We start from the raw sequence: 23,975 nt of genomic DNA, 5'->3' as shown, positions 1-23,975 counted from the left end.
GGCCGGGGTGTCAGCGGCCGTCGAGGCGGGGGAGGGCGTCGCCGTAGATGTCCGGGCTGCGGTCCACCTCGCCGACGAAGTCGCCGGGGAAGCCCAGGTCGAACTCCACCGCCGCCTCCAGCCGCCGCATCGCCTCCTCCGGCAGTGCCCGGGACGCGTCCGAAGCCCCCAGGCAGTCCTTGAGCTGCTCGGCGTTGCTCGTCCCCAGGATCGGATGCACGCCGCGCCGCAGCGCCCACCCGATCGCGACCTGCGAGGCCGTGAGCCCCAGCTCGCCCGCCACCTCCAGCACGGCACGCACCCCGGCCCGGTCCCGCTCGCTGATCGACTCGGGTGACACGCGCGAGGCCACCGCCCCCGGCTCGGCGTACCGTCCGGACAGCACCCCGTGCGCGAGCACGCCCCACGCCGCCACGCTGATGCCGAGCGCCCGCGCCATCGGCAGCAGCTCCCGCTCGATGTCCCGCTTGAGCAGGCTGTACGGCACCTGCAACCCCGCGAACGGCGTCCACCCCCGCCACTCCGCCAGCATGTCGGCCCGGCTCACCACCCACGCCGGCGCGTCGGAGATGCCCACGTAGAGCACCTTCCCCGACCGGACCACGTCGTCGAGCGCCCGCATCGTCTCCTCGATCGGGGTGTGCCGGTCCCACACGTGCACCCAGAACAGGTCGAGGTAGTCGGTACGCAGCCGCCGCAGGCTCTGCTCCAGCGACAGGACGAGGTTCTTGCGGTGGTTGCCCGCGGCGTTGAGGTCGGTGCGGTCGCGGGTGGGCGTGTACTTCGTGGCCAGCACGAAGCGGTCGCGGCGGCCCTGGAGCAGCTCGCCGACCACGCTCTCGCTCTCGCCGTACATCGAGGCCGTGTCCACGACGTTGCCGCCGGACCCGGCGTACAGGTCGAAGACACGCCGCACCTCGGGCGAGCTCTCGCGGTAGGTCATCGCGCCGAGGAACAGCTCGGAGACCCGCAGCCCCGTGCGGCCGAGCAGCCGGTACCGCATCACGCCGCCGCCTGGTAGGGGACGGCCAGCCTGGCCTGGCGCAGCGCCTCGCTCCACCAGCCGAGCTGGTCGAGCAGCACCTTGGCGGCGGCCTCGGCGCCCTCGGGGTCGCGGATCAGCCGGCCGTCGGCGTCGAACCTGGTCCAGTGCTGGTCGAAGCTGAGCCAGTTGCGGATCGTCACCGCGTGCAGCTCGTTGAAGACCTGCCGCAGGTGCTCGGCCGCGCGGATGCCGCCGCCCTGCCCGCCGTAGGAGATCAGCGCCACGGGCTTGGCCTGCCACTGCGTCAGGTGCCAGTCGATGAGGTGCTTGAGCGCGGCGGGGAAACTGTGGTTGTACTCGGGCGTCACCACCACGAACGCGTCCGCCCGCTCCAGCCGCTCCGCCAGCCGCCGCATCTCCTCCGGCCGGCCGGTCACGTCCATCAGCGTCTCCTGCGAGAGCGGCAGCGCCGCGGGCAGCGGCGTGTCGGCCGGGTCGATGACATCCAGGTCGAACAGTGCGTGCGCGCTCGCCTGCCCGGTGAACCATCGGGCGATCCCGGGGCCGTAGCGCCCCTCGCGAAGGCTGCCCGAGATCACCCCCAACTTCATCTTCGTCATGGGTGCCAGCCTGCCGACCCGCCGCGCCCGCAGGAAGGCCGTGCCCAGACTGGCCCCGGCAGGGCCACGATAAACCGGGGCACGGTGCGTAGACTCGGGGGTCGTGAGCGAGAACGAGCTGGGCGCCTACCTGCGCTCGCGCCGCGAGGCCGTCAAGCCTTCCGACGTGGGCCTGCCCGACGGCGGCAGGCGCCGCACCCCCGGGCTGCGCAGGTCGGAGCTGGCCACGGTGGCGGGGCTGAGCGTCGAGTACCTGACCAGGCTGGAGCAGGGCCGTGACCGCAACCCGTCGGTGCAGGTGCTGGTGTCGCTGGCCGACGCCCTGCGCCTGACGCCCGACGAGCGCATCCACCTGCGCCACCTGGCCAAGGTGACCAGCGGCGGCCTCGCGCTGTGCCCGGCCGCCACGCAGGCGCCCGCCCGCACCGTACGCCCGGCCGTGCGCGCGCTGCTCGACCGGCTGGAGCCCGCGCCCGCCGCGCTGTTCAACCGGCTGGGCGAGGTGATCGACCACACCACCGGGTTCGAGCGGCTCTTCGGCCCCATCGGGCTCCTGGACGGCGACCCGCCGAACCTGACCCGGTACGTGTTCACCGACGTGCGGGCCAGGATCGCCTTCCCCGACTGGGACAAGGTGGCCGACGAGCAGGCGGCCGCCCTCAAGTACGAGACCGGGGCCGACGACTCGTGGGCGGGCGAGCTGGTGGACCTGCTCGCGTTCGCGGCCGGGGAGGCGTTCACCGGACGCCTGGCCGCCTCCTCCGGGCCGCCGCGGCAGGCGCCCGTGCAGCGCGTCGCCCATCCCCGGGCCGGTGAGCTGCGCCTGGCCAGGGAGCCGCTCGACCTGCTCGGCGACGACCAGCGCATCCTCGTCTACCTGCCGGCCGACGCCGAGACCGCGGCGGCCCTCGACCGCCTCACCGGCCGCCACCCCGGCGCCCTGCGCGCGGTCAGCGCCTGAACCGTTCCGCTTGAGCGCCGCCCGCCCGGGTAGCGGACCGGCATGAGGCGGGGGAACTGGGAGGTCAGACCGCTGGGCGGCTGGATGGGCTGCCTGGCGATGATCCTCATATCGCTGGTCCTGTCGGTGGTGCTGACGATCGTCGTCAACCTGCTGCTGTGAGCCCGCCGCTCAGGCCCGGCGCAGCGTGCGGGTCAGGCCGGCGGCGATCGTCGTGGCCAGCACCCAGCCCGCCGCGATCAGCCCGTACGCCAGCCACTGCGTGCCCCCGCCGGGGTTGAACGCCTTCTCCTGCCCGAAGTCGATGATCGGCAGCAGCAGGTCGAGGCTGTAGACGAACGAGTTGAACCCCGGCGCCTCCCCGGGCTTCAGCGGCGGCGGCTCGGCCACCCCGAACACCACCGTGCCCACCGCCAGCAGCGCCACCAGCCAGCCGGCCGCCCGCAGCGGGCGGAAGCCGTACCCCACGGTGACGTCCTGCAGCCGCCCCCAGAACCTGGCGTACCCCGGCAGGGTGTGGCGGCGCTGCTGCTGGCCGGCCAGGAGCGTCTCGCGGGCGTCGGCCTCGCTGCCCAGCCGCCGGTACATCGCGGCGAGCTGCTCGTAGGCGTTCGGCAGGTAACCGTCAGGGTCCCGGCGCAGCCAGCCCAGCCGCTCGCCGGCCGGCAGCATGGGCTCCAGCGCCTCGTACGACAGGCCGTCCATGCACAGCTCGTCCGGCCACACCGCGGCGTCGTCCTGCAGCACCCCGATGCGGGCGTGCCGCAGGTCGACCGCGCCTCGCACCGGCTCGGCCGTCCGCATCGCCAGCTCCCGCGCCTCCAGCCGGCGGCAGGTGAGCGCCTTGCCGCCCGGCGCCCGCAGCGTGGCGTCGTCGAAGCACAGGCGGCTGCCGATCTGCGCGTACGTCAGCCGGATCCGGCCGCGCGCCGAGAAGCCCTCGCACAGGTTGAGCACCTTGCCGACCGTGATGCCGTTCGCCGACAGGGCCGAGCCGCCGGGGTTGTCCAGGGTGGCGCCCTTGAAGTGCGCGGGACCGGTCACCGAGGCGTCGGTCAGGCTGATCTCCCCCTCGGCGGACATCCCCTCGCGGGCCAGCAGCGCGCCGTCCACGGCCAGGCGGTCGCCCTTCAGCGCCACGCCGCCGGGGGCGCGCAGGCGCGCGCCGTCCAGGTTGAGCGCGCGGCCGACGGCGGCGCCCTCCAGCCAGACGGTGCCCTCGGTCTCGACCAGCGACAGGTACAGGCCGGCCTCCGCGTTCAGCCCGCCGCCGTGCAGGGCCAGGCCGCCCGGGTTGCGCAGCACGGAGCGCCGCAGCGTGAGCGGGCCGGAGACGCGGGCGAACCGCAGCGAGAACTCGCCCTCCGCGTGCACCTCCCGCGCGAACAGGCCCACTTGGACGACCAGGTTCGACCCGCCGAACGCCAGGCCGCCGGGGGCACGCAGGCGGGCCCCTTCGAGGTTCACCGCGGCGCCGATCCTGGCCGCGGTCAGGATGATCTCGCCGTCGCAGGTGAACCCGTCGCGGGCCAGCAGGTTGCTGCCGACGTCCAGGTGCTCGGCGTTGAGCGCGGCACCGGCGGACGGCTGCAGGCGCGCGCCGTTCAGCGAGAAGTTGCTGCTGATGCGGGCGCTGCGCAGGCGCAGCTCGCCGGACACCCGGCAGCCGGTCAGCCGCAGGTCGCCCTCGACCTGGAGGTTCGAGGCGATCAGGCCGGGCAGGCTGGAGCCGGCGAAGCTGAGGAAGCTGGTGCGGGCCTGGTACAGGTCGGGGGTCTCGTCGAAGGCGCAGTCGCGGAACGTGACCGGCAGGTCGATCTCGCCGAACGCCAGGTGTAACAGGCCGGTGATGCGGGCCCCCGACAGGCGCAGGGCCGGCTTGTCGGCCGGGTCGGTGTACTCGCCGAGCAGCAGCTCCGCCAGCACCTCCGCCCGTACGACGCGGTCGGCGCCCCATGCGGCGGCGTTGGCGGGGGAGTCGCGGTCGGGGTCGCCCGAGCGCAGGTCCACGTCGTGGCCGCGGCGGATGGCGGCGGCCACGGCCTGCTCGGGGGCGGTGAGTTCGGCGTTCGGCACACGCACATCCTGCTGCACTCGCGCCCCTCCGCGAACCCGCGCCGCCACCGTCACTCACGTCCGCCGGTCAGTTCCGTCCCGCCCGTCGGTCACGAACGCCTGTCAGCCCTGAACGCCCATCACTCCCGAACGCCCATCACTCCCGAACGCCTGTCACTCCCGGACGTCGAAGCCCAGCGAGCCCGCCACCACCGTCGCCTGGAACGGGTCGATGACCGCGTCCTTGAGCGTCACCTCGCGCGGGTCGAGCGTGCTGAGATCGCTGCCGCGCAGGTCGCACCGCGTCAGGTCGGCGCCGTGCAGCCACGCCCCCGACAGGTCGGCCCGGCGCAGCTCGGCGCCCTCCAGCCGGGCCCCGGTCAGGTCGGCCTCGCGCAGCCGGGTGCCGTGGAAGGTGCTGCCGCGCAGGTCGGCGCCGGGCAGCCCGACGTACGACCAGTCGCCGCCCGTCACCTTCAGCAGCCCGAACGTGCAGCCGTCGAACATGCTGCCCGTCAGCTTGCACCCGCTGAACGTGGCGTCGAAGAACGAGCAGCGCGAGAACGTGCAGTTGAGGAACCGCGCGTCCTCGTGCACCGACACGTTGAACCGCACGTTCCTGAACTGGCACTCCTCGAAGGAGGAGCGGTGGTCGACCAGCTCGGTCATGTCCACGTCCTGGAACAGGACCCGGTGATGGCTCTCGCCGTCGATCTCGCGGCCGTCCCAGTCGGCGGACCTGATCGTCGTCTCCGTCGGGGGCGACTGGATGCCGTGCCTGCGCTCTGCCATGCGAACAAACTAGCGGATCCGGCCGCCCGCTAGGCGCGCTTGGCGATGGAGGTGATGAAGGGCTGCACCAGCTTGGCCGCCAGGGGGCCGAACGCCGCCAGGATGAGCACGTACGCGGCCGCCAGCGCGCCCAGGTCGGGGTGCACGCCCGCGCCCACCGCCAGGCCCGCGATGACGATGTTGAACTCGCCGCGCGGGATGAGCGCGATGCCCGCCCGCGCCTGGCCGGCCTTGGCGATGCCCGCGCGCCTGGCGGCGTACATGCCGGTCAGCAGCTTGGTGATCATGCTGACCAGGGCCAGCAGCGCGGCCAGCCCGGCCACCGGCAGGATCTTCGCCGGATCGGTCTGCAGGCCGAAGAAGACGAAGAACACCGCCGCGAACAGGTCGCGCAGCGGCGCCAGCAACGCGTGCGCGTCCTCGGCGAGCTGGCCCGACAGCGCGATGCCCACCAGGAACGCGCCCACCGCCGCCGAGACCTGCAGCTGCTGCGCCAGGCCGGCCACCAGCAGGGCCAGCCCGACCACCTTGAGCAGCAGCACCTCGGAGTTCGGGCTGCGCACGAACGCCTCGATGAACCGTCCGAACCGCAGCGCCACGACCAGCACCACGCTCACCGTCAGCAGCGCGATGCCCACCGAGACCGCGCCCTGCACGAAGCTGAGCCCGGCCAGCAGGGTGGTCAGGACCGGCAGGTAGACCGCCATCGTCAGGTCCTCGAACACCAGCAGCGACAGCACCGTCGGCGTCTCCCTGTTGCCCAGCCACCCCAGGTCGGACAGCACCTTGGCGGTGATGCCCGAGGAGGTGGCGTAGGTGACGCCCGCCATCGCCACGGCCGCGACGGGGCCCCAGCCGAGCAGTAACGCGCAGATGGCGCCGGGGGCGGCGTTGAGCACCAGGTCCACGATGCCCGCGCGGGCGTTGCCCGTCAGGCTCGTGACCAGCTCGTCGGCGTTGTATTCGAGGCCCAGCGTGAGCAGCAGCAGGACCACGCCCAGCTCGGAGCCGATCTCGAGGAAGTCCGTGCTCGTCGCCAGCGGCAGCACGCCGCCGGTGCCGAAGGCCAGGCCGGCGATCAGGTAGAGCGGGATGGGGGAGATGCCCCCGCGCAGCGCGAGCGCGCCCAGGATTCCCAGGCCGAGGAGGACAGCACCGAACTCGAGGAAAACGATCGCGGTATGGTGCACCCGCGGCCCTACCCGTTCGCCAGGATGTCGGCGACCTCTGCGGTGCTCTCCTCGCCGCCCACGACGACCACGATGTCGCCGGCGCTGAAGGGGAAGTCCGGTCCGGGGCTGGCGAACACCTGGCCGCTGCGCACCACCGCGACGATGGAGGCGCTCGTACGGGTCCGCACGCGGGCGTCACCCATGGGGCGGCCCGCGTAGGGGGAGCCGGCCGGAATGGGGAGCTGCACGCTGACCAGGCCTTCGACCTGCTGGTGGAGCTGATTGAGCCGGGCCACGATCCGGGGGGCGCCCAGCAGCTCGGCCAGGGCGTCGGCCTCCTCGTCGTTGAGCTTGACCGTCTGGCAGACGGCGTCCGGGTCTTCCTTGTCGTAGATGACCAGGTCCCGGCGTCCGGTGCGGTGGGACACGACGCCTACCCGTTGTCCTTTTCGGGTGGTGAAATCGTGTCGCAGTCCGATTCCCGGCAGTGCTGTTTGTTCGACCTCCACCTAACCCACCCGTCCAGATCCGCACATTTCCGGATAACCCTACCAACGTCATACCCCGGTCTGTTCTCGGTCAATTGCCCGTTACGTCGCAGCTTGCGTCCCCTGCCGCGGACAAGCTCCCCCTGCGAACGCCACAGGCTCCCGCCCCGCGCTGTGCCGCCCGCGTTCCGGGCCGGCTGCTGTGGTGGGCTTCTCCCGGAAGCCCCGGCGTGTGATGGTCGCCTGCAGGCGGTGGGGCGTACGTGCGAGACTGCACCTAGGTGTCCGGGCCACGTGAGAGGCAGCGGGCGCCGTCCGGCAAGCTGGCGACACCACAAAGGGATATACGCACCATGCCGACCGCCCCTCCGATCCGGCTGGTTCTCGTGGAAGATCACGCCATGGTCGCGGAAGCCATCGGCCTGGCTCTGGGCAGGGCGCCCGATCTCGAGGTGGTCGCCCAGTCGGGCACGATCGCGGCCGCGCTGGCCGATACCGGCAGGTGCCAGCCCGATGTGGTCGTGCTCGATCGCAGGCTGCCCGACGGCGACGGCGTGGCGGCGATTGGGCGGCTGGCGGCGGTGGCGCCCAGGGCGCGGGTGCTGGTGCTGACCGGGGAGGCGACGGCCTCCGTGGCCGCCCGGGTGGTGGCGGCGGGCGGGGCCGGGCTGGTGGTGAAGTCGTCGCGGCTGGGCGAGCTGGAGTCGGCCGTGCGGGAGGTGGCCGCCGGCGGGGTGGTGTTCGCGCCCGGGCTGCTGCCCGGCGTGCTCGACCGGCTGACCGGCCGCGCCGGGCATGTGGGGTCCGCGCTGACCGCCCGCGAGCGCGAGACGCTGCTGCTCCTGGCCGAGGGCGCCAGCACGTACGAGATCAGCGACCGTCTGGGCGTGGCCCGCAACACGGCGCGCAACCACGTCCAGCACGTCCTGGAGAAGCTGGGCGCCCGCTCCAAGCTGGAGGCGGTGGCGCTGGCCCGGCGGGACGGGCTGCTCGACTGACGCATCTGCACCAGGACAGGTCCCACAGGTGCATCACATGGCCTGGAGCGCTTGCGTCTCGTGACCAGCCACAAGACTCCCCGAGAGTAGAGTGCGTGGAAAGTGAGGAGGCCGAGCGTTACCAGGTGGACACTCATCTGCCAGAGGAAATGGGCAGTATCACGGTGGCGCGCCGCCTGGCGGGAACGGTCCTGAGGGAGTGCGGCTACCAGGGGCGTCACGAGGACGTCCTGCTGGTGGTCTCCGAGTTGGTGACGAACGCGCTCGTGCACGGGGACGGCCCGCCGGCGCTGAGGGTGAGAGCCGGCGCGTCGCGGGTGCGGATCGAGGTGGGCGACACCGGGGTGGCGCTCCCGGAGACCCGCGAGCCCGGCCCGCTGAGCGGCTGGGGGCTGCACGTCGTACGGCTGCTGTCCACCGGCTGGGGCATCTCGCCCGGTGAGAGCGGCAAGGTGGTGTGGTGCGAGCTGGCCGCGCGGCTCGCCCCGGTGCAACCGAGCCCCAGCGAAGCCTGAAGCCCCAGCGAAACCGGAGCCCCAGCGAAACCGGAGCCCCAGCGAAACCGGAGCCCCAGCGAAACCGGAGCCCCAGCGAAGCCTGGAGAGGGCGAAGCGGCCCGGGCCAGGGCTTGATCGGGTTTGGCGCTACGGTCATGTCGTGCAAGGCTGCGGTATGCCCGAGCATGACCAACCGCAGGAGGATATGCGGCTGCTGGTCCAGAGCATCCGCGACTACGCCATCTTCATGCTCGACCCTCGCGGCGTGATCGTGAGCTGGAACATCGGGGCGGAACGCATCAAGGGCTACACCGCCGACGAGATCGTGGGCACCCACTTCTCCGTGTTCTACCCGCCCGAGGCCGTGGCGGAGGGCAGGCCCGCCGCCGGCCTGCGGGAGGCCGCCACCGAAGGCCGGTGGGAGGAGGAGGGCTGGCGGGTCCGCAAGGACGGCACCCGGTTCTGGGCCGGCGTCGTCATCACCGCCCTGTACGACGAGAGCGGCGAGCTGCGCGGATTCGGCAAGGTGACGCGCGACCTGACCGAGCCGCGCAGCCTGGCCAGAGCCCTGGACGAGCGCGGCATGCTGCTGTCCCGCCTGGTCCAGGCGCAGGAGCGCGAGCGCAGGCGGATCGCCTCCGACGTGCACGACGACACGATCCAGGCCATGGTCACCGTCGGCATGCGGCTGCGGATGTGGGAGCGGGAGCTGCCCGAGGAGTACGCCCGCACGGTGCGGGCGCTCGACGACGCCGTGGACGCCGCCGTACGCCGCCTGCGCGAGCTGGCCTTCGACCTGCGCCCGCCGGGCGACGGCCTGATCCCCAGCCTGGACGCCTACCTGCGGGAGACGATGCCGGCCGCCGGCGTGGCCGTCGAGCTGAGCCACCGCCTGGACGCCGAGCCGCCGTACGAGGCCGTCGTGACCGTCTACCGCATCTGCCAGGAGGCGCTGGCGAACGTGCGCAGGCACGCGGGGGCGAGCCGGGTCAGCGTGGAGCTGGCCTCGCTCGACCGGGGCGTGCACGTCCGCGTCAGGGACGACGGCTCCGGCCTGGCCGCCAAGGACGGCGAGGCGATGCACTACGGGCTGGCCGAGATGCGGGAGCGGGCCGAGGCGGCGGGCGGCTGGTGGACGATCGACGGCCCGCCGGGCGCGGGCACGACGGTGGAGTTCTGGGTCCCCGCCGTGCCCCGGGGGTGACCGGCCACCCATGCTCACGAGGCGGACACGCCGCCCGGCCACGTCCACGACCTGATGTCGGCGGGGTCCTCGCCGTGGTCCCGGGTGTGCGCGCGGGCGCGCAGCCGCTCGTCGCTCATCCGCTGCCGCAGGTGCGCGGCCTTGCTGCCGAGCCCGGGAACCCGGTCGATCACGTCCATGACCAGGTGGAAGCGGTCGATGTCGTTCAGCATGCACATGTCGAACGGCGTCGTGGTCGTGCCCTCCTCCTTGTACCCGCGCACGTGGAGGTGGGCGTGGCCGTGCCGCCGGTAGGCGAGCTGGTGGATGAGGGACGGGTAGCCGTGGAAGTTGAAGATGATCGGCCTGTCCGTGGTGAACAGCGTGTCGAACTCGGCGTCCGGCATGCCGTGCGGATGCTCCGACGGCGGTTGCAGCTTCATCAGGTCGACCACGTTCACGACGCGGACCCTCAGCTCGGGCAGGTGCTCGCGCAGCAGCGCGGCGGCGGCCAGCGTCTCCAGGGTCGGCACGTCCCCCGCGCAGGCCAGCACCACGTCCGGCTCGGTGCCCTCGTCGGTGGAGGCCCACGGCAGGATGCCGATCCCGCGCGTGTTGTGCGCGATGGCCTCGTCCATGGTGAACAGGTCGAGCACCGGCTGCTTGCCGGCCACGATCACGTTCACGTAGTCCCTGGAACGCAGGCAGTGGTCGGCCACCGACAGCAGCGTGTTCGCGTCCGGCGGCAGGTAGACCCGCACCACCGACGCCTTCTTGTTCACGACCACGTCGAGGAAGCCCGGGTCCTGGTGGCTGAAGCCGTTGTGGTCCTGCCGCCACACGTGCGACGACAGCAGGTACGTCAGCGACGCCACCGGCCGCCGCCACGAGATCTTCTGCGACGACTCCAGCCACTTGGCGTGCTGGTTGAACATGGCGTCCACGATGTGGATGAACGCCTCGTAGCAGTTGAACAGCCCGTGCCGCCCGGTCAGCAGGTAGCCCTCCAGCCAGCCCTGGCACAGGTGCTCGCTCAGCACCTCCATGACCCGGCCGCCCTCGCCCAGGTTCTCGTCCGTGGGCAGGGTCTCGGCGTCCCAGGCCTTGTCGGTGACCTCGAACACCTCCGACAGCCGGTTCGAGGCCGTCTCGTCCGGCCCCATCAGCCGGAACGTCCGGGGGTTGGCGGCGATCACGTCCCGCAGGAACCCGCCCAGCACCCGCGTCGGCTCGCTCGACTGCGCGGCCGGCGCCTTGACCTCCACCGCGAGCCGGCGGAAGTCCGGCAGGCGCAGCGGCTCCAGCAGCTCGCCGCCGTTGGTGTGCGGGTTGGCGCTCATCCTGCGCTCGCCGCGCGGCACCGTGGCCAGCACGTCCGCGACCGGCCTGCCGTCCGGGCCGAACAGCTCCTCCGGCCGGTACGAGCGCATCCACTCCTCCAGCATGGCCAGGTGGCCGGCGTTCTCCCTGACCGTGGGCAGCGGCACCTGGTGGGCCCGCCACGTGCCCTCGACCGGCTTGCCGTCCACCTCCTTCGGCCCGGTCCAGCCCTTCGGCGTCCGCAGGATGATCATCGGGAGGCGGGCGGCGTCGCCCGCCTTGTACGCGGCCAGCTCCTCGAACGCGGTGTCCAGCGCGCCCGCCATCTCCTCGTGGTCGGCGCCGACGAGGTGGGGGCGGTAACCGTACCCCTCCATGAGCTTGATCAGCTCGCCGGTGGGGATGCGGGCCAGGACGGTCGGGTTGGCGATCTTGTAGCCGTTGAGGTGCAGGATGGGCAGCACCGTCCCGTCGCGGCGGCGGTCCAGGAACTTGTTGGAGTGCCAGCTCGCGGCCAGGGGGCCGGTCTCGGCCTCGCCGTCGCCGATGATGCAGGCCACGACCAGGTCGGGGTTGTCGAAGGCGGCGCCGTACGCGTGCGCCAGCGCGTAGCCCAGCTCGCCGCCCTCGTGAATGGAGCCGGGGGTCTCCGGCGCGACGTGGCTCGGCACGCCGCCGGGGAAGGAGAACTGCCGGAACAGCCGCCGCATGCCCTCCACGTCCTGTGACACGTCGGGATAGCGCTCGGTGTACGAGCCCTCCAGCCACGCGTGGGCCACCGCCGCGGGGCCGCCGTGACCGGGGCCCGCGATGTAGATCATGTCCTGGTCCCGCTCGCGGATCACCCGGTTGAGGTGCGCGAAGCAGAAGTTCAGGCCCGGCGTCGTACCCCAGTGGCCGAGCAGGCGCGGCTTGATGTGCTCCGGCCGCAGCGGCTCGGTGAGCAGGGGATTGTCCAGCAGGTAGATCTGCCCGACGGACAGGTAGTTCGCCGCCCGCCAGTACGCGTCGATGTGGTCCATGCCCCTGCTGATTCCTCGACAGGGCGGGATGAATCCCCAACGGGGTGCCGAACCTGCCGCGAGGGGTGTTCCTCCGATCCGGATCGTCCATGATCCGCAGCCGCGGCCACGCGGGCCGCGAATCCCACTGAGCGTCTAAAGACATCGCTCCGCCATGCGCGGAATCAACGGCGGGGGGTAGGCAGTTACGGGACGATGGAACCAGGCATGATCGGGTTGGCGACGCGAGGAGGAACGGCGTGAACGGCGACATCACCCAGAGCCAGGAGTGGGCGGCCCTGGGCAAGCACCACGAGGAGCTGGCGGGCAGGCATCTGCGCGAGCTGTTCGCGGAGGATCCGGGCCGGGCGCGGCGCATGACGGCGACCGCCGGCGACCTCTACCTCGACTACGCCAAGCACCGCGCCACGCAGGAGACCATCGGCCTGCTCACCGCGCTGGCCGAGCGGGCGGGGCTGCGCGAGCGCATCGCGGCCATGTTCTCCGGCGAGCACATCAACGTCAGCGAGGACCGCGCCGTCCTGCACGTCGCGCTGCGCCTGCCGCGCGACGCCGAGCTGGTCGTGGACGGCCAGGACGTCGTGGCCGACGTGCACGCCGTGCTCGACAAGATGAGCGCCTTCTCCGACCGGGTGCGGTCGAAGGAGTGGAGGGGCGCCACCGGCAAGCCGATCGAGACCGTCGTCAACATCGGCATCGGCGGCTCCGACCTCGGCCCCGCCATGGCCTACGAGGCGCTGCGCGACTACGCCGACGCCGGCATCGCGGCCAGGTTCGTCTCCAACATCGACCCGGCCGACATCACCGGCAACCTCGCCGGCCTCGACCCCGCGACCACGCTGTTCGTGGTCAGCTCCAAGACCTTCACCACGCTGGAGACGCTCACCAACGCCAGGGTCGCGCGCCGCTGGCTGGTCGAGGCGCTCGGCGAGGACGCCGTCTCCAAGCACTTCGTGGCCGTTTCCACCAACGCCGCCAAGGTCGCCGAGTTCGGCATCGACACCGACAACATGTTCGGCTTCTGGGACTGGGTGGGCGGCCGCTACTCCTACGACGGCGCCATCGGCCTGTCCCTGATGATCGCCATCGGGCCCGAGCGGTTCCGCGAGATGCTGGCCGGCTTCCACACCATCGACGAGCACTTCCGCACGGCCCCGTTCGAGGCCAACATGCCGGTGCTGATGGCCCTGCTCGGCATCTGGTACACCGACTTCTTCGGCGCCGAGACCCGCGCCGTCCTGCCCTACAGCCAGCGGCTGCACCGCTTCCCCGCCTACCTGCAGCAGCTCACGATGGAGTCCAACGGCAAGTCCGTGCGCGCCGACGGCACCCCGGTCACGGCCAGGACCGGCGAGATCTTCTGGGGCGAGCCGGGCACCAACGGCCAGCACGCCTTCTACCAGCTCCTGCACCAGGGCACCCGGCTCGTGCCGGCCGACTTCATCGGCTTCGCCGAGCCCCACGACGACCGCGAGGGCATGCACGACCAGCTCGCGGCCAACCTCTTCGCCCAGACCACGGCGCTGGCGTTCGGCAAGACCGCCGAGGAGATCGCCGCCGAGGGCACCGCGCCCGAGATCGTGCCGCACAAGGTGATGCCGGGCAACCGCCCCACCTCCACCATCCTCGCGCCCAAGCTCACCCCGTCCACGCTGGGCCAGCTCGTCGCGCTCTACGAGCACATCGTGTTCGTCGAGGGCACCATCTGGGGCGTCGACTCCTTCGACCAGTGGGGCGTCGAGTTGGGCAAGAAGATGGCGCTCGACCTCGCGCCCGCGCTGACCTCCGACGAGCCGCCCGCCACCTTCCCCGACACCTCGACGGAGCAGCTCATCCGCAGGTACCGGGAGCTGCGCGGAAGGCGTGCCTGAGATGGAGCAGGCGGGCGCGCTCGTCCTGTTCGGCGTCACGGGCGACCTCGCGCGCAAGATGTTGCTGCCCGCGCTCTACCGCCTGACGGCGGACAGCCGGCTCGACCTGCCGGTCATCGGCGTGGCCAAGACCGACCTCGACCTCGACGGGCTGCGCGAGCACGCCCGCGAGGCGTGCGGCGGCGTGCGCGACGCGGCGTTCGAGAAGCTGGCGGGCAACCTGCGGCTGGTGGCGGGCGACTACCGCGACCCCGCCACGTTCGAGCGGCTGCGCGAGGAGACCGCGGGCAAGGGCTTCCTCACGCACTACCTGGCGGTGCCGCCCGCGCTGTTCGCCGCCGTCGCCGAGGGGCTGGCCGGGGCCGGTCTCAACCGCGACGCGCGGCTGGTGGTGGAGAAGCCGTTCGGGCACGACCTCGGCTCGGCGCGCGAGCTGAACAACGCGCTGCTGCGCCACTTCGACGAGGACCACCTGCGCCGCGTCGACCACTTCCTGGGCAAGGAGCCGGTCGAGGACCTGATGGTGTTCCGGTTCGCCAACATGCTGCTGGAGCCCATCTGGAACCGGTCCTTCATCCGCAGCGTGCAGATCACCATGGCCGAGGACTTCGACGTGCGCGACCGCGGCGCCTTCTACGACGCCAACGGCACCGTCCGCGACGTGGTGCAGAACCACCTGCTGCAGCTCCTGGCCATCCTCGCGATGGACCCGCCGCCGTCCACCGACGCCCGGGCCCAGCTCGACGAGAAGTGGCGGGTGCTGCGCGCGGTCCAGGCCATCGACCCCGCCGACGTCGTACGCGGCCAGTACACCGGCTACCTCGACACCGACGGCGTGCGCCCCGGCTCCACCACGGAGACCTACGTCGCCCTGCGCGCCTACATCGACAACTGGCGCTGGGCCGGGGTGCCCTGGTGCATCCGCTCCGGCAAGGCCCTGCCGACCACCGACCTGGAGGTCGTCGCCGAGCTGCGCCGGCCGCCGGTGACCATGTTCGCCAACGGTGACGCGCCCGACAGCCCCAACCTCATCCGGTTCCGGCTGCAGCCCGACGCCGGGGTGACGTTCGACCTGCTGGCCAAGGAGCCGGGCAAGATGCACGCCCGGCCGGTGCCGGTCAGCGTCGACTTCACCAAGGTGCTCGGGCCGATGGAGGCCGCCTACGAGCGCATCCTGCTCGACGCGGTCAGCGGCGATCCGCGCAGGTTCGCCAGGTTCGACCTGGTGGAGGAGTCGTGGCGGATCGTGCAGCCGGTGCTCGGCCTGGACGAGGCGCCGCTGCCGTACGAGCGGGGGTCGTGGGGTCCCGTGGCGGCGGCGGAGATCGCGCCGGGCGGGTGGCACGAGATCTCCACGACGTTCGACTGACCGGCGGCCGCCCTGTCGACGGGGCGGCGTCGCGGGGTGACGATGGGGAGATGGACATCATGGAACTGGTGGAACAGTCGAAGGACGCCGCGACCGTCAAGCGCGTCTTCGGCGAGCCGATCCAGCACGGTGACGTCGTCGTCATCCCCGTCGCCAAGGTCGCCCAAGGGGGCGGCGGAGGCCAGGGCCAGGGTAAGAGCGAGAAGGGCGAGGAGGGAGGAGGCAGCGGCGGCGGCTTCGGCTTCGGCGCCTCGCCGGCCGGCGTGTTCGTGCTCAAGGACGGCGACGTCCTGTGGCGGCCCGCCGTCGACGTCAACCGCATCGTCATCGGAGGTCAGTTCGTGGCGGTCGTGCTGCTGCTGACCCTGCGGACCATCTTCAAGAAGCGGCGCCGCAGGCGCTGACACTCCCGTGCTCATCGATCTGCTCGACGACGCCGAGCTGCCCGGACATCCCTTCCTGGTCCCCGGCTCCAACCTGCCGGTACGGCTGGCGAGGCTGGGCGGCCCGGCCACCCTCGTCCGCTTCCCTCCCGGCTGGGTACGGCCCGAACGCGGCCACTACCTGGCCGGGGAGGAGTTCGTGGTGTTGTCGGGCGAGCTGCACGTCTCGGGCATCACCTACCTGCCGGGGCAGCACGGCTGGCTGCCCGCCGGCACGCTGCGCCACTCGAGCGCCGCCCCGCACGGCGCGCTGGCGTTCACCGCCTTCTCGGGCCAGGCGACCTGGGTCCGCAGCGATCGGGACGAACCCGACGGCCCGGCCCAGCGCACGCCCCTGGAGAGCGTCGTCATCCCGCGCGGTGGCCTGCCGCTCACCCCGCACTCCGCCCTGCTCGACACGCCGATCCCGCTCGACCGCGACGCCGAGGTGATCACGGTGCCGACCTGGACGTGGGAGCGGTCGGCGTTGATCCCTGAGGGCCGCGTGCTCGTAAGATGGGGGCAATGACGGCTATGGCACAGGTCGCGGCTTTCGGTGCAATCGTCCTGTATGGGGTGATGACGCCCGACCCGGGCCTCGCGGTGGTGGTGCGCCGCTCGGCTGTCTCAGGGCGCGGGCCCGGCATGGCGGCCGCGGCGGGTATCGCGGTGGCGTCGTTCGCCTTGGTGGTGGCTGTCGCCGACGTCGGAGCGCTCTTGGCCACCTCGTTCACCGTGGTGCAGGTGGCCGGGGCCGCGTACCTGTTCTACCTCGGGATCAGGTCGCTGTGGGCGGCCTGGCGCGGGAGCGAGGCCCTGCGGCCGGGCGTCCCCGAACCTGACGGGCGGCGCGGCTCGTGGGCGGCGTTCACCGAGGGGCTCCTGGCGACCGTGCTCAACCCGATGGCGGCGCTGTTCTACGCGGCCCTCGTGCCGCAGTTCCTCGGCGGCGGAGCCGATGCGCCGGCGCTCGGCGTGGTGGCGCTGGCGGGCACGGTCGCGTGGTTCCTGCTGGTGGCGAACCTCGTGGGCCTCCTCCATGAGGTGTTCGCCGTACCGATCGTCCGCAGGGTGGTGGACGGCCTGGCGGGTGTCGTCCTCATCTGCTTCGGCGTCCTGCTGGCGTTCACCCGCCCGTGACTAGGAGACGGTGACGCCGAGCAGGTGCCCCAGCCCGAACGTGACGGTGGCCGCCCCCACGCCCAGGGCGAGCTGGCGCAGCCCGCCCAGCCACCACGGCCGCGCCGTCATCACCGCCACGGCGGCCCCGAACCCGAACAACGCCACCACGCTCAGCACCAGCGCCACCATCAGCCCGGACGCCCCGAACAGGAACGGCACCAGCGGCACCAGCGCCCCGGCGGCGAACGCGCCGAACGACGACGCGGCGGCCACGTACGGGGAGGGCAGGTCGTCGACGTCCACGCCGAGCTCCTCGCGCACGTGCACCCGCAACGCCTGCTCCGGATCGGCCGACAACCCCGCGGCCACCCGCTCGGCCAGCTCGGCGTCCAGCCCGCGAGACCGGTAGAGCGCCGCCAGCTCGGCCTGCTCGCCCACGGGGTTCCTGGCCAGCTCCCGCCGCTCGACGGCGATCTCGGCGCGCATCAGCTCGGTCTGCGACTTCACGGAGGTGTACTCACCGGCGGCCATCGAGCATGCCCCGGCGATCAACCCGGCGAACCCGGCCAGCACCGCACCCTGGCCCGCCCCTGCCGCGCCGACGACCCCGGCGATCAGCGCGAAGTTGGAGACCAGCCCGTCCATCGCGCCGAACACCGCCGGCCGCAGCCAGCCGCCGGTGACGTCGCGGTGGCTGTGGTGCTGTTCTGGGGATTCCGGGCGGACAAGCTCGATGGTCATCAAATCCTCCAAATTACGGATCTCTCTCTTCAAATTTGGCATATCCGAACAGAGGTTCGCAACGAAGGAAAGGCTTGCCTGACCTGCAATGGGTTGCGGTGTGTGAATATGTGTTCGCTTTGAGTAGTAGCTCGGGGTTCAAGCGATGGTAATGTCGTCGCGTCACTCGATGTGATCACGCGAACGCGTATGGCCGTGAGGGGTCATGGCGTGCGAGGCCCGCAGCCGGCATCCCCACCGTCATCCGCGTGGAGATCGAGGGCGACGGAGCTCCCGGGGCCGAGGTGTTCCGCCTGCACGAGGGTCGTTACGAGCTGGCCACCGCAGCCAAGGCGGGCGAAACCCTCACCTTGACCCAGCCGTTCCCGGTCTCCTTCGACCCCGCGATCCTGACCGGCCGCCGCCGCAGATCCTGAGCAGCGGCGGTCCGGGAGGTCAGGCGTGTGCCGGGGCCGTGACGGCCGGGGCGTCGGCGGGCTGCGGCGTGCCGTGGATCAGCGCGTCGCACTCCGCGATCGTCTCCTCCAGCAGCGTACGCAGCAGCGCGTCCGGATCGGCGATGCACGCCTGCACGATCCCCACCACCGCCAGCTGCACCGCGTTCGGCGCCGCGTACCGGCGGAAGCCCTTCTCCGTGATCCGGGCGGCCCGGCTGAAGCGCCTGGCCTGCTCGGCCGCGTGCGGCACCTCCTCCATCGCGCGCCGGCTGCGCTCGCTCATCCGCCCCGAAGGGGCGCCGTCGAGGCGGGCCAGCATCTCCTCCGCCGCCAGCACCGAGACCGCGAGCGCGAGCTGCCGCTCGGCCGCCGCCACCGGCAGGGCGGTGGTGGCGCAGCGTAGCGCGATGTGCGCGTCCACGCGCAGGTCGTCGCTGGCCAGGCCGATGATGGAGGGCACCAGCCGGACGAGCTTGGCCCGGCTCTCGTCGCTGGTGTTGTCGTTCACCAGGCGGGCGAGCGCGGCCAGCAGCGGGTGCGTGCAGGCCGGATGGTCGCTCCAGCGCTCCCCGGCCAGGTAGGAGGCCAGCTCCATGAAGCAGGCGCCGCGCTTCGGGTTGCGATGCCTGCCGCGGGAAAGGACCGGCATGTGATCAAGGTGATTGTCCACGGGTGCTCCACTGCTCCACGCGATCGCCGTCGCTCCAGCGCCGTTCATCCAGTCTGCGCCGGAGTGCGGCTCAATGCCAGTGATGCGGGGTGTTCTTGATGAGCGTTCCCCCTACCCGCCCGCGTCACACTCACACGCCCACGAAGACCGCGACCGTGCGGGCCGGGACGGTCAGCGTGCCCGTGGCCCGGTCGGCCGACGCCGTGCGGACGACCGGGTCGGCCGAGCCCGCCTGTACGGGGTGCAGCGCCACCTCCCGGCCCGCCGGCGACGGCATCGCCTGCGTGTGCTCCGCCGGGGTCGCGTTGAAGACGACCGTGACCGACCTCCAGCGCGGGTCGAGCCCCTCGGTGTCCACGTGCATGGTGATGACGCCCTCCGCCGAGTCCGGGAACGACAGCCGCCGCTGCACCTCCTCCAGCGTCCCCAGCGCGAACGCCGGTGACGACGCCCTGATCCGCAGCAGCTCCCCGTACCGCGCGCGGGCGGCGTCGATGTCCGCGCAGCCGGGCCGCAGCGCCGGGTCGGCGAGCAGCGGGCGGGCGTAGGGCCACTTGGCCTCGTTGTCCGCCCGGGGCGGCAGGCCGGCGCCGAAGCCGTTGCCCTGCGCGCAGTCCCACAACAACCGGTTGAACCAGTCGCCCGAGTCGTAGGAGTTGCGGTCGAGCGACTTCGAGCGCAGCCGCTCGGTGCCCGCGTGCACGAACGTCGTCCCCTGCGACAGCACCGCCGTGGCCAGCGACAACGCCTGCATGCGCACCCGGTCCGCCATCGGCGTGTCCTGCGGCAGCTTGTACGCCAGCGCGTCGAACAGCGTCTCGTTGTCGTGCGCGTCCACGTACGTCACCGCCTCACCCGGAGCGGCGGTGTACCCGGCGGGCGAGCCGTTGTAGTCGATCTCCGAGCCCTTCCTGCCGGACGGCAGCACGTAGTCGCGCAGGTTCCCGGTCAGGCCGATCCTGATCAGGTCGGAGTAGTTCGCCAGGCGGGCCCGCTGTTGCTCGGCGGTGCCGTTGGCGGGGGAGCCGTTGGGCGCCCCGGCCAGCCCGGAGCCGAAGCCCTGCACGCGCGGGTCGGCGTCGAACGGGGTGCCGCCGCGCACCGCGTCCCGCAGCCGGTCGGTGAACGTGCCGATGCCGGTGCCGGCCAGGTTCGCCTGCGTGGCCTGCTCGAAGCGGGCGCCGTCGGCCACCTCGCCGAAGTTCCAGCCCTCGCCGTACAGGATGATCGACTTGCCGTCCACGCCGTCGTCGGCCAGGGTCAGCTCGTCGAGGGCCCGGCGGACGGCGAGCAGGTTCGCCTTCGGGTGGTGGCCCATGAGGTCGAAGCGGAAGCCGTCGATCTTGTACTGCTTCGCCCACGTGACGACCGAGTCCACCACGAGCTTGCCCATCATCAGGTGCTCGGGCGCGGTGTTGGCGCAGCAGGTGGAGGTGGCCACGGTGCCGTCGTCGAGGAGCCGGTGGTAGTAGCCGGGCACGATCGGGTCGAGCACGTCGGTGGAGTGCGTGTGGTTGTAGACCACGTCCATGACCACGCGCAGCCCCGCCCGGTTGAGCCCGGCGACCATGCCGCGGAACTCCTTGATCCGCTCGCCGGGCCTGGTCGCGTACGAGCCCTCCGGCACCGTGTAGTGCAGCGGGTCGTACCCCCAGTTGAAGGAGTCCTTCGCGGCCGTGCGCGCCACGCACTCCTGCTGCTGCTCGGAGTCGGGCGGCAGCGCCGCCAGGTCGCAGGACGGCTCCGTGCGGTCGGCCGCCCGCTCCGGCACCGTGGCGAAGTCGAACGCGGGCAGCAGGTGCACGTGCGTCAGCCCGTCGGCGGCCAGCGCCCGCAGCTCGCGCAGGCCGGCGCCGTCGTGCTGGAAGGCCGCGTACGTGCCGCGCAGCGCCGCGGGGACGGTGGCGTCGGAGGCGGAGAAGTCGCGCACGTGCAGCTCGTAGATCGAGGCCCTGTCCTGCGGCACCGCGGCGGGCTTGGCCAGCCGGTCCCAGCCGGGTGGCCGGTACGCGGCGGCGTCGAGGCTGACGAGCCTGCTGCGCTCCCCGTCGGGGGTGACGTCCAGGCTGTACGGGTCGGTGACCTCGTTGGTGACGACCTCGCCGGCCTTGGGGGAGTAGACCGTGACCAGGTACGTATACTCCCGCCCCAGCCACGTCGGCAGCCCGCGCACCGACCACACGCCGCTCTCGTCGTCGCGCCGCATCCGGTGAATGGTACGGCCGGTCGAGCCGTACAGGGCCAGCTCGACCTTCCGCGCGGTCGGCGCCCAGAGCGCGAGCCTGGGGACGACCTGCCCGGACGGGCCGAGCGTGGCGGTGGCGGCCTTGGCGTACAGGTCGTCCAGCACCCCGGGGATCTGCACGCCGGTCGCGGCCACCAGCGTGCCGGCGGCGTCCCGCGCCACGGCCACGACCTGGCCGCGCAGCGCGTCGCGGACGAGGTCGGCGTCGCGCGGGTCCACCTTCAGCGCCGGGTACGCGGCCAGGTGCGGCCACCGGCGCCGCTGCTCCTCGCTCAGCGTGCCGGGCACGAGCCGGATGAGCCGCAGGTCACCGGTCAGGTCGCCGTTCTCGTAGGCGATGCCGCCGCGGTCGCTGAAGGCCAGGGAGTGCCGCAGCGACGGCTCGGCCTGCCAGGCCACCGTGTCGCGGTCGATCCAGTGCGCCCTGGCCTTGCCCAGGTCGGCGTCCGCGGCCGTGGCGGCGGGCACCGGCAGCACAAGCCCCTCGGTGCCGGCCAGCCGCCACACCTCGTGGCCAGACGCGGACACGTCGAGCGACTGGTCGGCGGGCAGATCCTTGTCGTCGCCCTTGTGGATGATGTAACTCAGGCTCTTCGCCCCCTCGGCGAGCGGCACCTCGAACACGGCCCCGAAGCCGTCGGCGCGTACCGGCGGCAGCGGCGAGGCCCAGTCGGTGGGCTCCGCGGCGCCTCCCCACACGTGCAGCCCCCAGCCGTCATGGTTCCCGTCCGGGCGGCGGTAATGCAGGACGACCCTGTTCTCGGCCGCGGCCCTGGTCGGGTGGACGGCCTGCGCGCCGGACACGGCGTACGCCTCCGGCTGCACGGCGGGCGTGAAGTGCTGGTCGGCGCCGGGATCCTTGGTGTCGCCGCGGTGAATGACGTAGTCGAGGGGGAGCTCCGCGTTCTTCAGCGGAACCCTCCAGTACGCGCCGAAGGTGTCCACACCGTCCCGCCTGCGCGGGCTCGCCCAGTCCGTGGCCGTGCCGTCGGCGATCGCGTCGCCCCACAGGTGCAGGCCCCAGCCGTCGTGGTCGGCGCGCTGGTAGTGCACCACCAGCCAGTCGCGGTTCGCCGTGCCGGGCTGCTCGGGGGCGGGCTCGGGGCCCGCTGTCGCGTCCGCCGCGGCCGAGGCGACGGCGCCTGCCGCGTCCTTCACGATCGCCTTGTACGCGAGCGGCATCCCGGCGGGCACGTCCCGCAGGTCGTGGAAGACGCGGAACGTGCGGCCGTTGGGCGCGTCGTCGGTGCCGACGGGCCGCCAGGGCCCGTCGCCGATCCTGGCGGCGAACGTCACCTGGGCGAACCCGGTTCCGGGCACCTCGGCGGTGATCGGCACGCGGCCGTCGTCGGCGGTGCCGCGCCGGGGATAACGGCCAGACCACCACGGCCTCCACAGGTTTTCGAGGGTGTTGCCCGGAAATACTCATCCCGCCCGATCTTTGCAATGCTTTCAGGAAATTACTGAAATGAGGCAAACTCCACCGTCGCGGACGCGCGAGCTGACGCGGGGCTTCGAGAGGTTCACCATGGAGAGCGACCTCTGACCCCAAGGTCATCACCAGCGGAAACGCCGGTGGACGCGGGGATCCCGGCTTGGAAGGCAACATGTAACAACTTGCAGAATCCTTGCGTCACCATCTGGAGATCGGCGTCACGGCGGCGTAACCTCCGGCTTACTCCGACCTCCGACCGAGCTGTGAGGAGAAGGACATGCGACGACTCTTACCGTCCGCGGCGGCCGTTGCGGCACTCGTTCTGACGGTTTCCGCCTGTGGTGGCGGCGGTGGTGAGACCGCCGCTCCGCCTGCCCAGGTCTCCGACCCGTCGAAGGTGAGCGGCGAGGTGACGTGGTGGGACACGACGCGCCCCGACAGCGAGGGGCCGACGTTCCAGGCGTTGATCAAGGAGTTCCAGGCGAAGTATCCGCAGGTCAAGGTCAACTATGTGAACGTGCCCTCGGACCAGGCGCAGAACCAGTTCCAGACGGCCGCCCAGGCCGGGACCGGCGCGCCCGACGTGATCAGGTCGGAGGTGGCGTGGACGTCGCAGTTCGCGTCGCTGGGCTACCTGCAGCCCCTGGACGGCACCCGCGCGGTGGACCAGCCTGACGACTTCCTGCCAGGCCCGCTGAGCAGCACGAAGTTCAACGGCAAGACGTACGCCGTGCCGCAGGTCACCGACACGCTCGCGCTGATCTACAACAAGCGGCTGCTGAAGGAGGCCGGGCACGAGGAGCCGCCGAAGACCATCGCCGAGCTGAAGCAGACCGCGCTCGACGTCAAGGCCAAGACCGGCGCCGCCGGCCTGGCACTGAACGTCGACTCCTACTTCCTGCTGCCCTTCATGTACGGCGAGGGCGGCGACCTGCTCGACGTGGCCAACAAGAAGATCGTGGTCAACTCCCCGGCGAACGTGAAGGCCATGGAGACCGTGGCCGACCTGATCAGCTCGGGCGCCGCGCCCAAGCCCGCCACCACCGAGAGCTACGCCAACGCCATGACCGCGCTCAAGGAGGGCAAGGCGGCCATGATCTACAACGGGCCGTGGGCGCTGTCGGAGATCTACCAGGGCAAGGAGTTCCAGGACAAGGAGAACCTGGGCATCGCGCCGGTCCCGGCCGGCTCGGTCAAGGCGGCGGCCCCCACGGGCGGCTGGAACCTGGCCATCTACGCCGGCTCCAAGAACATCCCGGCCGCCTACGAGTTCGTCCGGTTCATGACCACGGCCGAGGCGCAGGCCAAGATCGCCAAGGAGATCAGCCTGCTGCCCACCCGCACCTCCGCCTACAGCAACCCCGACGTGCAGGGCAACGCGGACGTCGCGGTGTTCAAGCCGATCATGGACACCGCGGTGCCGCGCCCCTGGATCCCCGAGGGCGGGCAGCTCTTCCAGCCGCTGCTGGAGGGCTACCAGTCGCTGGTCGGCGGCAAGTCGGGGCCCGCGGACATGCTCAAGGCGGTCGACGAGCAGTACCGCGGGATCATGAAGGACTGGAGCTGACCG

Annotated in this window: 21 protein-coding genes; 11 read left to right on the top strand and 10 right to left on the bottom strand. The window is 72.0% G+C overall.

Annotation, left to right across the window (positions count from 1 at the left end):
- Nucleotides 1–10 precede the first annotated feature (10 nt).
- Nucleotides 11–1,003: an aldo/keto reductase gene (locus tag HD593_RS34420; protein WP_185112303.1), complete on the bottom strand. Its 993-nt coding sequence runs from the start codon at nt 1,001–1,003 to the stop codon at nt 11–13.
- Nucleotides 1,003–1,605 carry an NADPH-dependent FMN reductase gene (locus HD593_RS34415; RefSeq protein WP_185106108.1) on the bottom strand — a complete coding sequence of 201 codons (603 nt, stop codon included), beginning with the start codon at nt 1,603–1,605 and terminating at the stop codon, nt 1,003–1,005. Before HD593_RS34415 ends, HD593_RS34420 begins: the two co-directional genes overlap by 1 nt.
- Before the next feature lie 103 nt (nt 1,606–1,708).
- Here HD593_RS34415 and HD593_RS34410 point away from each other — a divergent pair, with 103 nt between their 5' ends.
- Nucleotides 1,709–2,566 (top strand): helix-turn-helix domain-containing protein, encoded by an 858-nt coding sequence (locus HD593_RS34410; protein ID WP_185106107.1) that lies wholly within the window; start codon nt 1,709–1,711, stop codon nt 2,564–2,566.
- Nucleotides 2,567–2,737: 171 nt separating this feature from the next.
- Here the strand turns inward: HD593_RS34410 and HD593_RS62180 are convergent, their stop codons facing one another.
- From HD593_RS62180 to HD593_RS34390, 4 genes are all read right to left on the bottom strand, one after another.
- On the bottom strand, nt 2,738–4,642 hold the full coding sequence (locus HD593_RS62180; protein ID WP_185106106.1) for a hypothetical protein: 1,905 nt from the start codon (nt 4,640–4,642) through the stop codon (nt 2,738–2,740).
- 153 nt (nt 4,643–4,795) lie between these two features.
- Nucleotides 4,796–5,413 (bottom strand): pentapeptide repeat-containing protein, encoded by a 618-nt coding sequence (locus tag HD593_RS34400; protein WP_185106105.1) that lies wholly within the window; start codon nt 5,411–5,413, stop codon nt 4,796–4,798.
- A 29-nt stretch (nt 5,414–5,442) separates the two neighbouring features.
- Nucleotides 5,443–6,603: a cation:proton antiporter gene (locus tag HD593_RS34395; RefSeq protein WP_185106104.1), complete on the bottom strand. Its 1,161-nt coding sequence runs from the start codon at nt 6,601–6,603 to the stop codon at nt 5,443–5,445.
- A gap of 8 nt (nt 6,604–6,611) precedes the next feature.
- A complete protein-coding gene (locus HD593_RS34390) occupies nt 6,612–7,094 on the bottom strand; it encodes a cation:proton antiporter regulatory subunit (RefSeq protein ID WP_185106103.1) in 483 nt (160 codons plus the stop codon).
- A gap of 332 nt (nt 7,095–7,426) precedes the next feature.
- On the opposite strand from HD593_RS34390, the gene HD593_RS34385 reads away from it, so the two are divergent.
- The 3 genes from HD593_RS34385 to HD593_RS34375 all read left to right on the top strand — a co-directional run bounded on the left by HD593_RS34385 (nt 7,427) and on the right by HD593_RS34375 (nt 9,772).
- Nucleotides 7,427–8,071 (top strand): response regulator transcription factor, encoded by a 645-nt coding sequence (locus HD593_RS34385; RefSeq protein WP_185106102.1) that lies wholly within the window; start codon nt 7,427–7,429, stop codon nt 8,069–8,071.
- 149 nt (nt 8,072–8,220) lie between these two features.
- Nucleotides 8,221–8,586, top strand: a complete 366-nt coding sequence (locus tag HD593_RS34380) for an ATP-binding protein (protein ID WP_185106101.1) — start codon at nt 8,221–8,223, stop codon at nt 8,584–8,586.
- Nucleotides 8,587–8,773: 187 nt separating this feature from the next.
- Entirely contained in the window at nt 8,774–9,772 is a 999-nt protein-coding gene (locus HD593_RS34375) for a PAS domain-containing sensor histidine kinase (RefSeq protein ID WP_246546862.1), read from the top strand.
- Nucleotides 9,773–9,786: 14 nt separating this feature from the next.
- Here the strand turns inward: HD593_RS34375 and HD593_RS34370 are convergent, their stop codons facing one another.
- Nucleotides 9,787–12,093, bottom strand: a complete 2,307-nt coding sequence (locus HD593_RS34370) for a phosphoketolase family protein (protein WP_185106099.1) — start codon at nt 12,091–12,093, stop codon at nt 9,787–9,789.
- Nucleotides 12,094–12,332: 239 nt separating this feature from the next.
- Between HD593_RS34370 and pgi the strand changes: the two genes are divergently transcribed.
- Genes pgi through HD593_RS34345 form a run of 5 tightly spaced genes read left to right on the top strand, consistent with a single transcriptional unit; the run spans nt 12,333 to nt 16,895 of the window.
- Nucleotides 12,333–13,964, top strand: coding sequence for a glucose-6-phosphate isomerase (pgi, locus tag HD593_RS34365; RefSeq protein WP_185106098.1), 1,632 nt, complete (start codon nt 12,333–12,335; stop codon nt 13,962–13,964).
- 1 nt (nt 13,965) lies between these two features.
- Nucleotides 13,966–15,333, top strand: a complete 1,368-nt coding sequence (zwf, locus tag HD593_RS34360; protein ID WP_185112302.1) for a glucose-6-phosphate dehydrogenase — start codon at nt 13,966–13,968, stop codon at nt 15,331–15,333.
- A 50-nt stretch (nt 15,334–15,383) separates the two neighbouring features.
- Nucleotides 15,384–15,737: a GerW family sporulation protein gene (locus tag HD593_RS34355; protein WP_185106097.1), complete on the top strand. Its 354-nt coding sequence runs from the start codon at nt 15,384–15,386 to the stop codon at nt 15,735–15,737.
- A 7-nt stretch (nt 15,738–15,744) separates the two neighbouring features.
- Nucleotides 15,745–16,284, top strand: coding sequence for a cupin domain-containing protein (locus HD593_RS34350; RefSeq protein WP_185106096.1), 540 nt, complete (start codon nt 15,745–15,747; stop codon nt 16,282–16,284).
- 50 nt (nt 16,285–16,334) lie between these two features.
- Nucleotides 16,335–16,895 carry a LysE family translocator gene (locus HD593_RS34345; protein ID WP_246546860.1) on the top strand — a complete coding sequence of 187 codons (561 nt, stop codon included), beginning with the start codon at nt 16,335–16,337 and terminating at the stop codon, nt 16,893–16,895.
- On the opposite strand, the gene HD593_RS34340 is transcribed toward HD593_RS34345, so the two are convergent.
- Nucleotides 16,896–17,618, bottom strand: a complete 723-nt coding sequence (locus HD593_RS34340; protein WP_185106094.1) for a VIT1/CCC1 transporter family protein — start codon at nt 17,616–17,618, stop codon at nt 16,896–16,898.
- 248 nt (nt 17,619–17,866) lie between these two features.
- Between HD593_RS34340 and HD593_RS34335 the strand changes: the two genes are divergently transcribed.
- On the top strand, nt 17,867–18,034 hold the full coding sequence (locus HD593_RS34335) for a hypothetical protein (protein ID WP_185106093.1): 168 nt from the start codon (nt 17,867–17,869) through the stop codon (nt 18,032–18,034).
- A 19-nt stretch (nt 18,035–18,053) separates the two neighbouring features.
- On the opposite strand, the gene HD593_RS34330 is transcribed toward HD593_RS34335, so the two are convergent.
- Both HD593_RS34330 and pulA read right to left on the bottom strand, forming a co-directional pair.
- A complete protein-coding gene (locus tag HD593_RS34330) occupies nt 18,054–18,704 on the bottom strand; it encodes a hypothetical protein (RefSeq protein ID WP_246546858.1) in 651 nt (216 codons plus the stop codon).
- 151 nt (nt 18,705–18,855) lie between these two features.
- Nucleotides 18,856–22,308: a pullulanase-type alpha-1,6-glucosidase gene (gene pulA / locus HD593_RS34325; protein WP_312903916.1), complete on the bottom strand. Its 3,453-nt coding sequence runs from the start codon at nt 22,306–22,308 to the stop codon at nt 18,856–18,858.
- A gap of 374 nt (nt 22,309–22,682) precedes the next feature.
- On the opposite strand from pulA, the gene HD593_RS34320 reads away from it, so the two are divergent.
- Nucleotides 22,683–23,972, top strand: a complete 1,290-nt coding sequence (locus HD593_RS34320) for an extracellular solute-binding protein (protein ID WP_185106092.1) — start codon at nt 22,683–22,685, stop codon at nt 23,970–23,972.
- Nucleotides 23,973–23,975 lie beyond the last annotated feature (3 nt).

Source organism: Nonomuraea rubra, from assembly GCF_014207985.1.
GTDB classification, from domain to species: domain Bacteria; phylum Actinomycetota; class Actinomycetes; order Streptosporangiales; family Streptosporangiaceae; genus Nonomuraea; species Nonomuraea rubra.
This window is presented reverse-complemented; position numbering and strand designations above follow the sequence as displayed.

Coding starts and splice junctions, on each gene's coding strand:
- HD593_RS34420 (WP_185112303.1), bottom strand. CDS start 1,003: ATGCGGTACCGGCTGCTCGGCCGCACGGGGCTGCGGGTCTCCGAGCTG.
- HD593_RS34415 (WP_185106108.1), bottom strand. CDS start 1,605: ATGACGAAGATGAAGTTGGGGGTGATCTCGGGCAGCCTTCGCGAGGGG.
- HD593_RS34400 (WP_185106105.1), bottom strand. CDS start 5,413: ATGGCAGAGCGCAGGCACGGCATCCAGTCGCCCCCGACGGAGACGACG.
- HD593_RS34385 (WP_185106102.1), top strand. CDS start 7,427: ATGCCGACCGCCCCTCCGATCCGGCTGGTTCTCGTGGAAGATCACGCC.
- HD593_RS34380 (WP_185106101.1), top strand. CDS start 8,221: ATGGGCAGTATCACGGTGGCGCGCCGCCTGGCGGGAACGGTCCTGAGG.
- HD593_RS34375 (WP_246546862.1), top strand. CDS start 8,774: ATGCGGCTGCTGGTCCAGAGCATCCGCGACTACGCCATCTTCATGCTC.
- HD593_RS34370 (WP_185106099.1), bottom strand. CDS start 12,093: ATGGACCACATCGACGCGTACTGGCGGGCGGCGAACTACCTGTCCGTC.
- zwf (WP_185112302.1), top strand. CDS start 13,966: ATGGAGCAGGCGGGCGCGCTCGTCCTGTTCGGCGTCACGGGCGACCTC.
- HD593_RS34355 (WP_185106097.1), top strand. CDS start 15,384: ATGGACATCATGGAACTGGTGGAACAGTCGAAGGACGCCGCGACCGTC.
- HD593_RS34345 (WP_246546860.1), top strand. CDS start 16,335: ATGACGCCCGACCCGGGCCTCGCGGTGGTGGTGCGCCGCTCGGCTGTC.
- HD593_RS34340 (WP_185106094.1), bottom strand. CDS start 17,618: ATGACCATCGAGCTTGTCCGCCCGGAATCCCCAGAACAGCACCACAGC.
- HD593_RS34330 (WP_246546858.1), bottom strand. CDS start 18,704: ATGCCGGTCCTTTCCCGCGGCAGGCATCGCAACCCGAAGCGCGGCGCC.
- HD593_RS34320 (WP_185106092.1), top strand. CDS start 22,683: ATGCGACGACTCTTACCGTCCGCGGCGGCCGTTGCGGCACTCGTTCTG.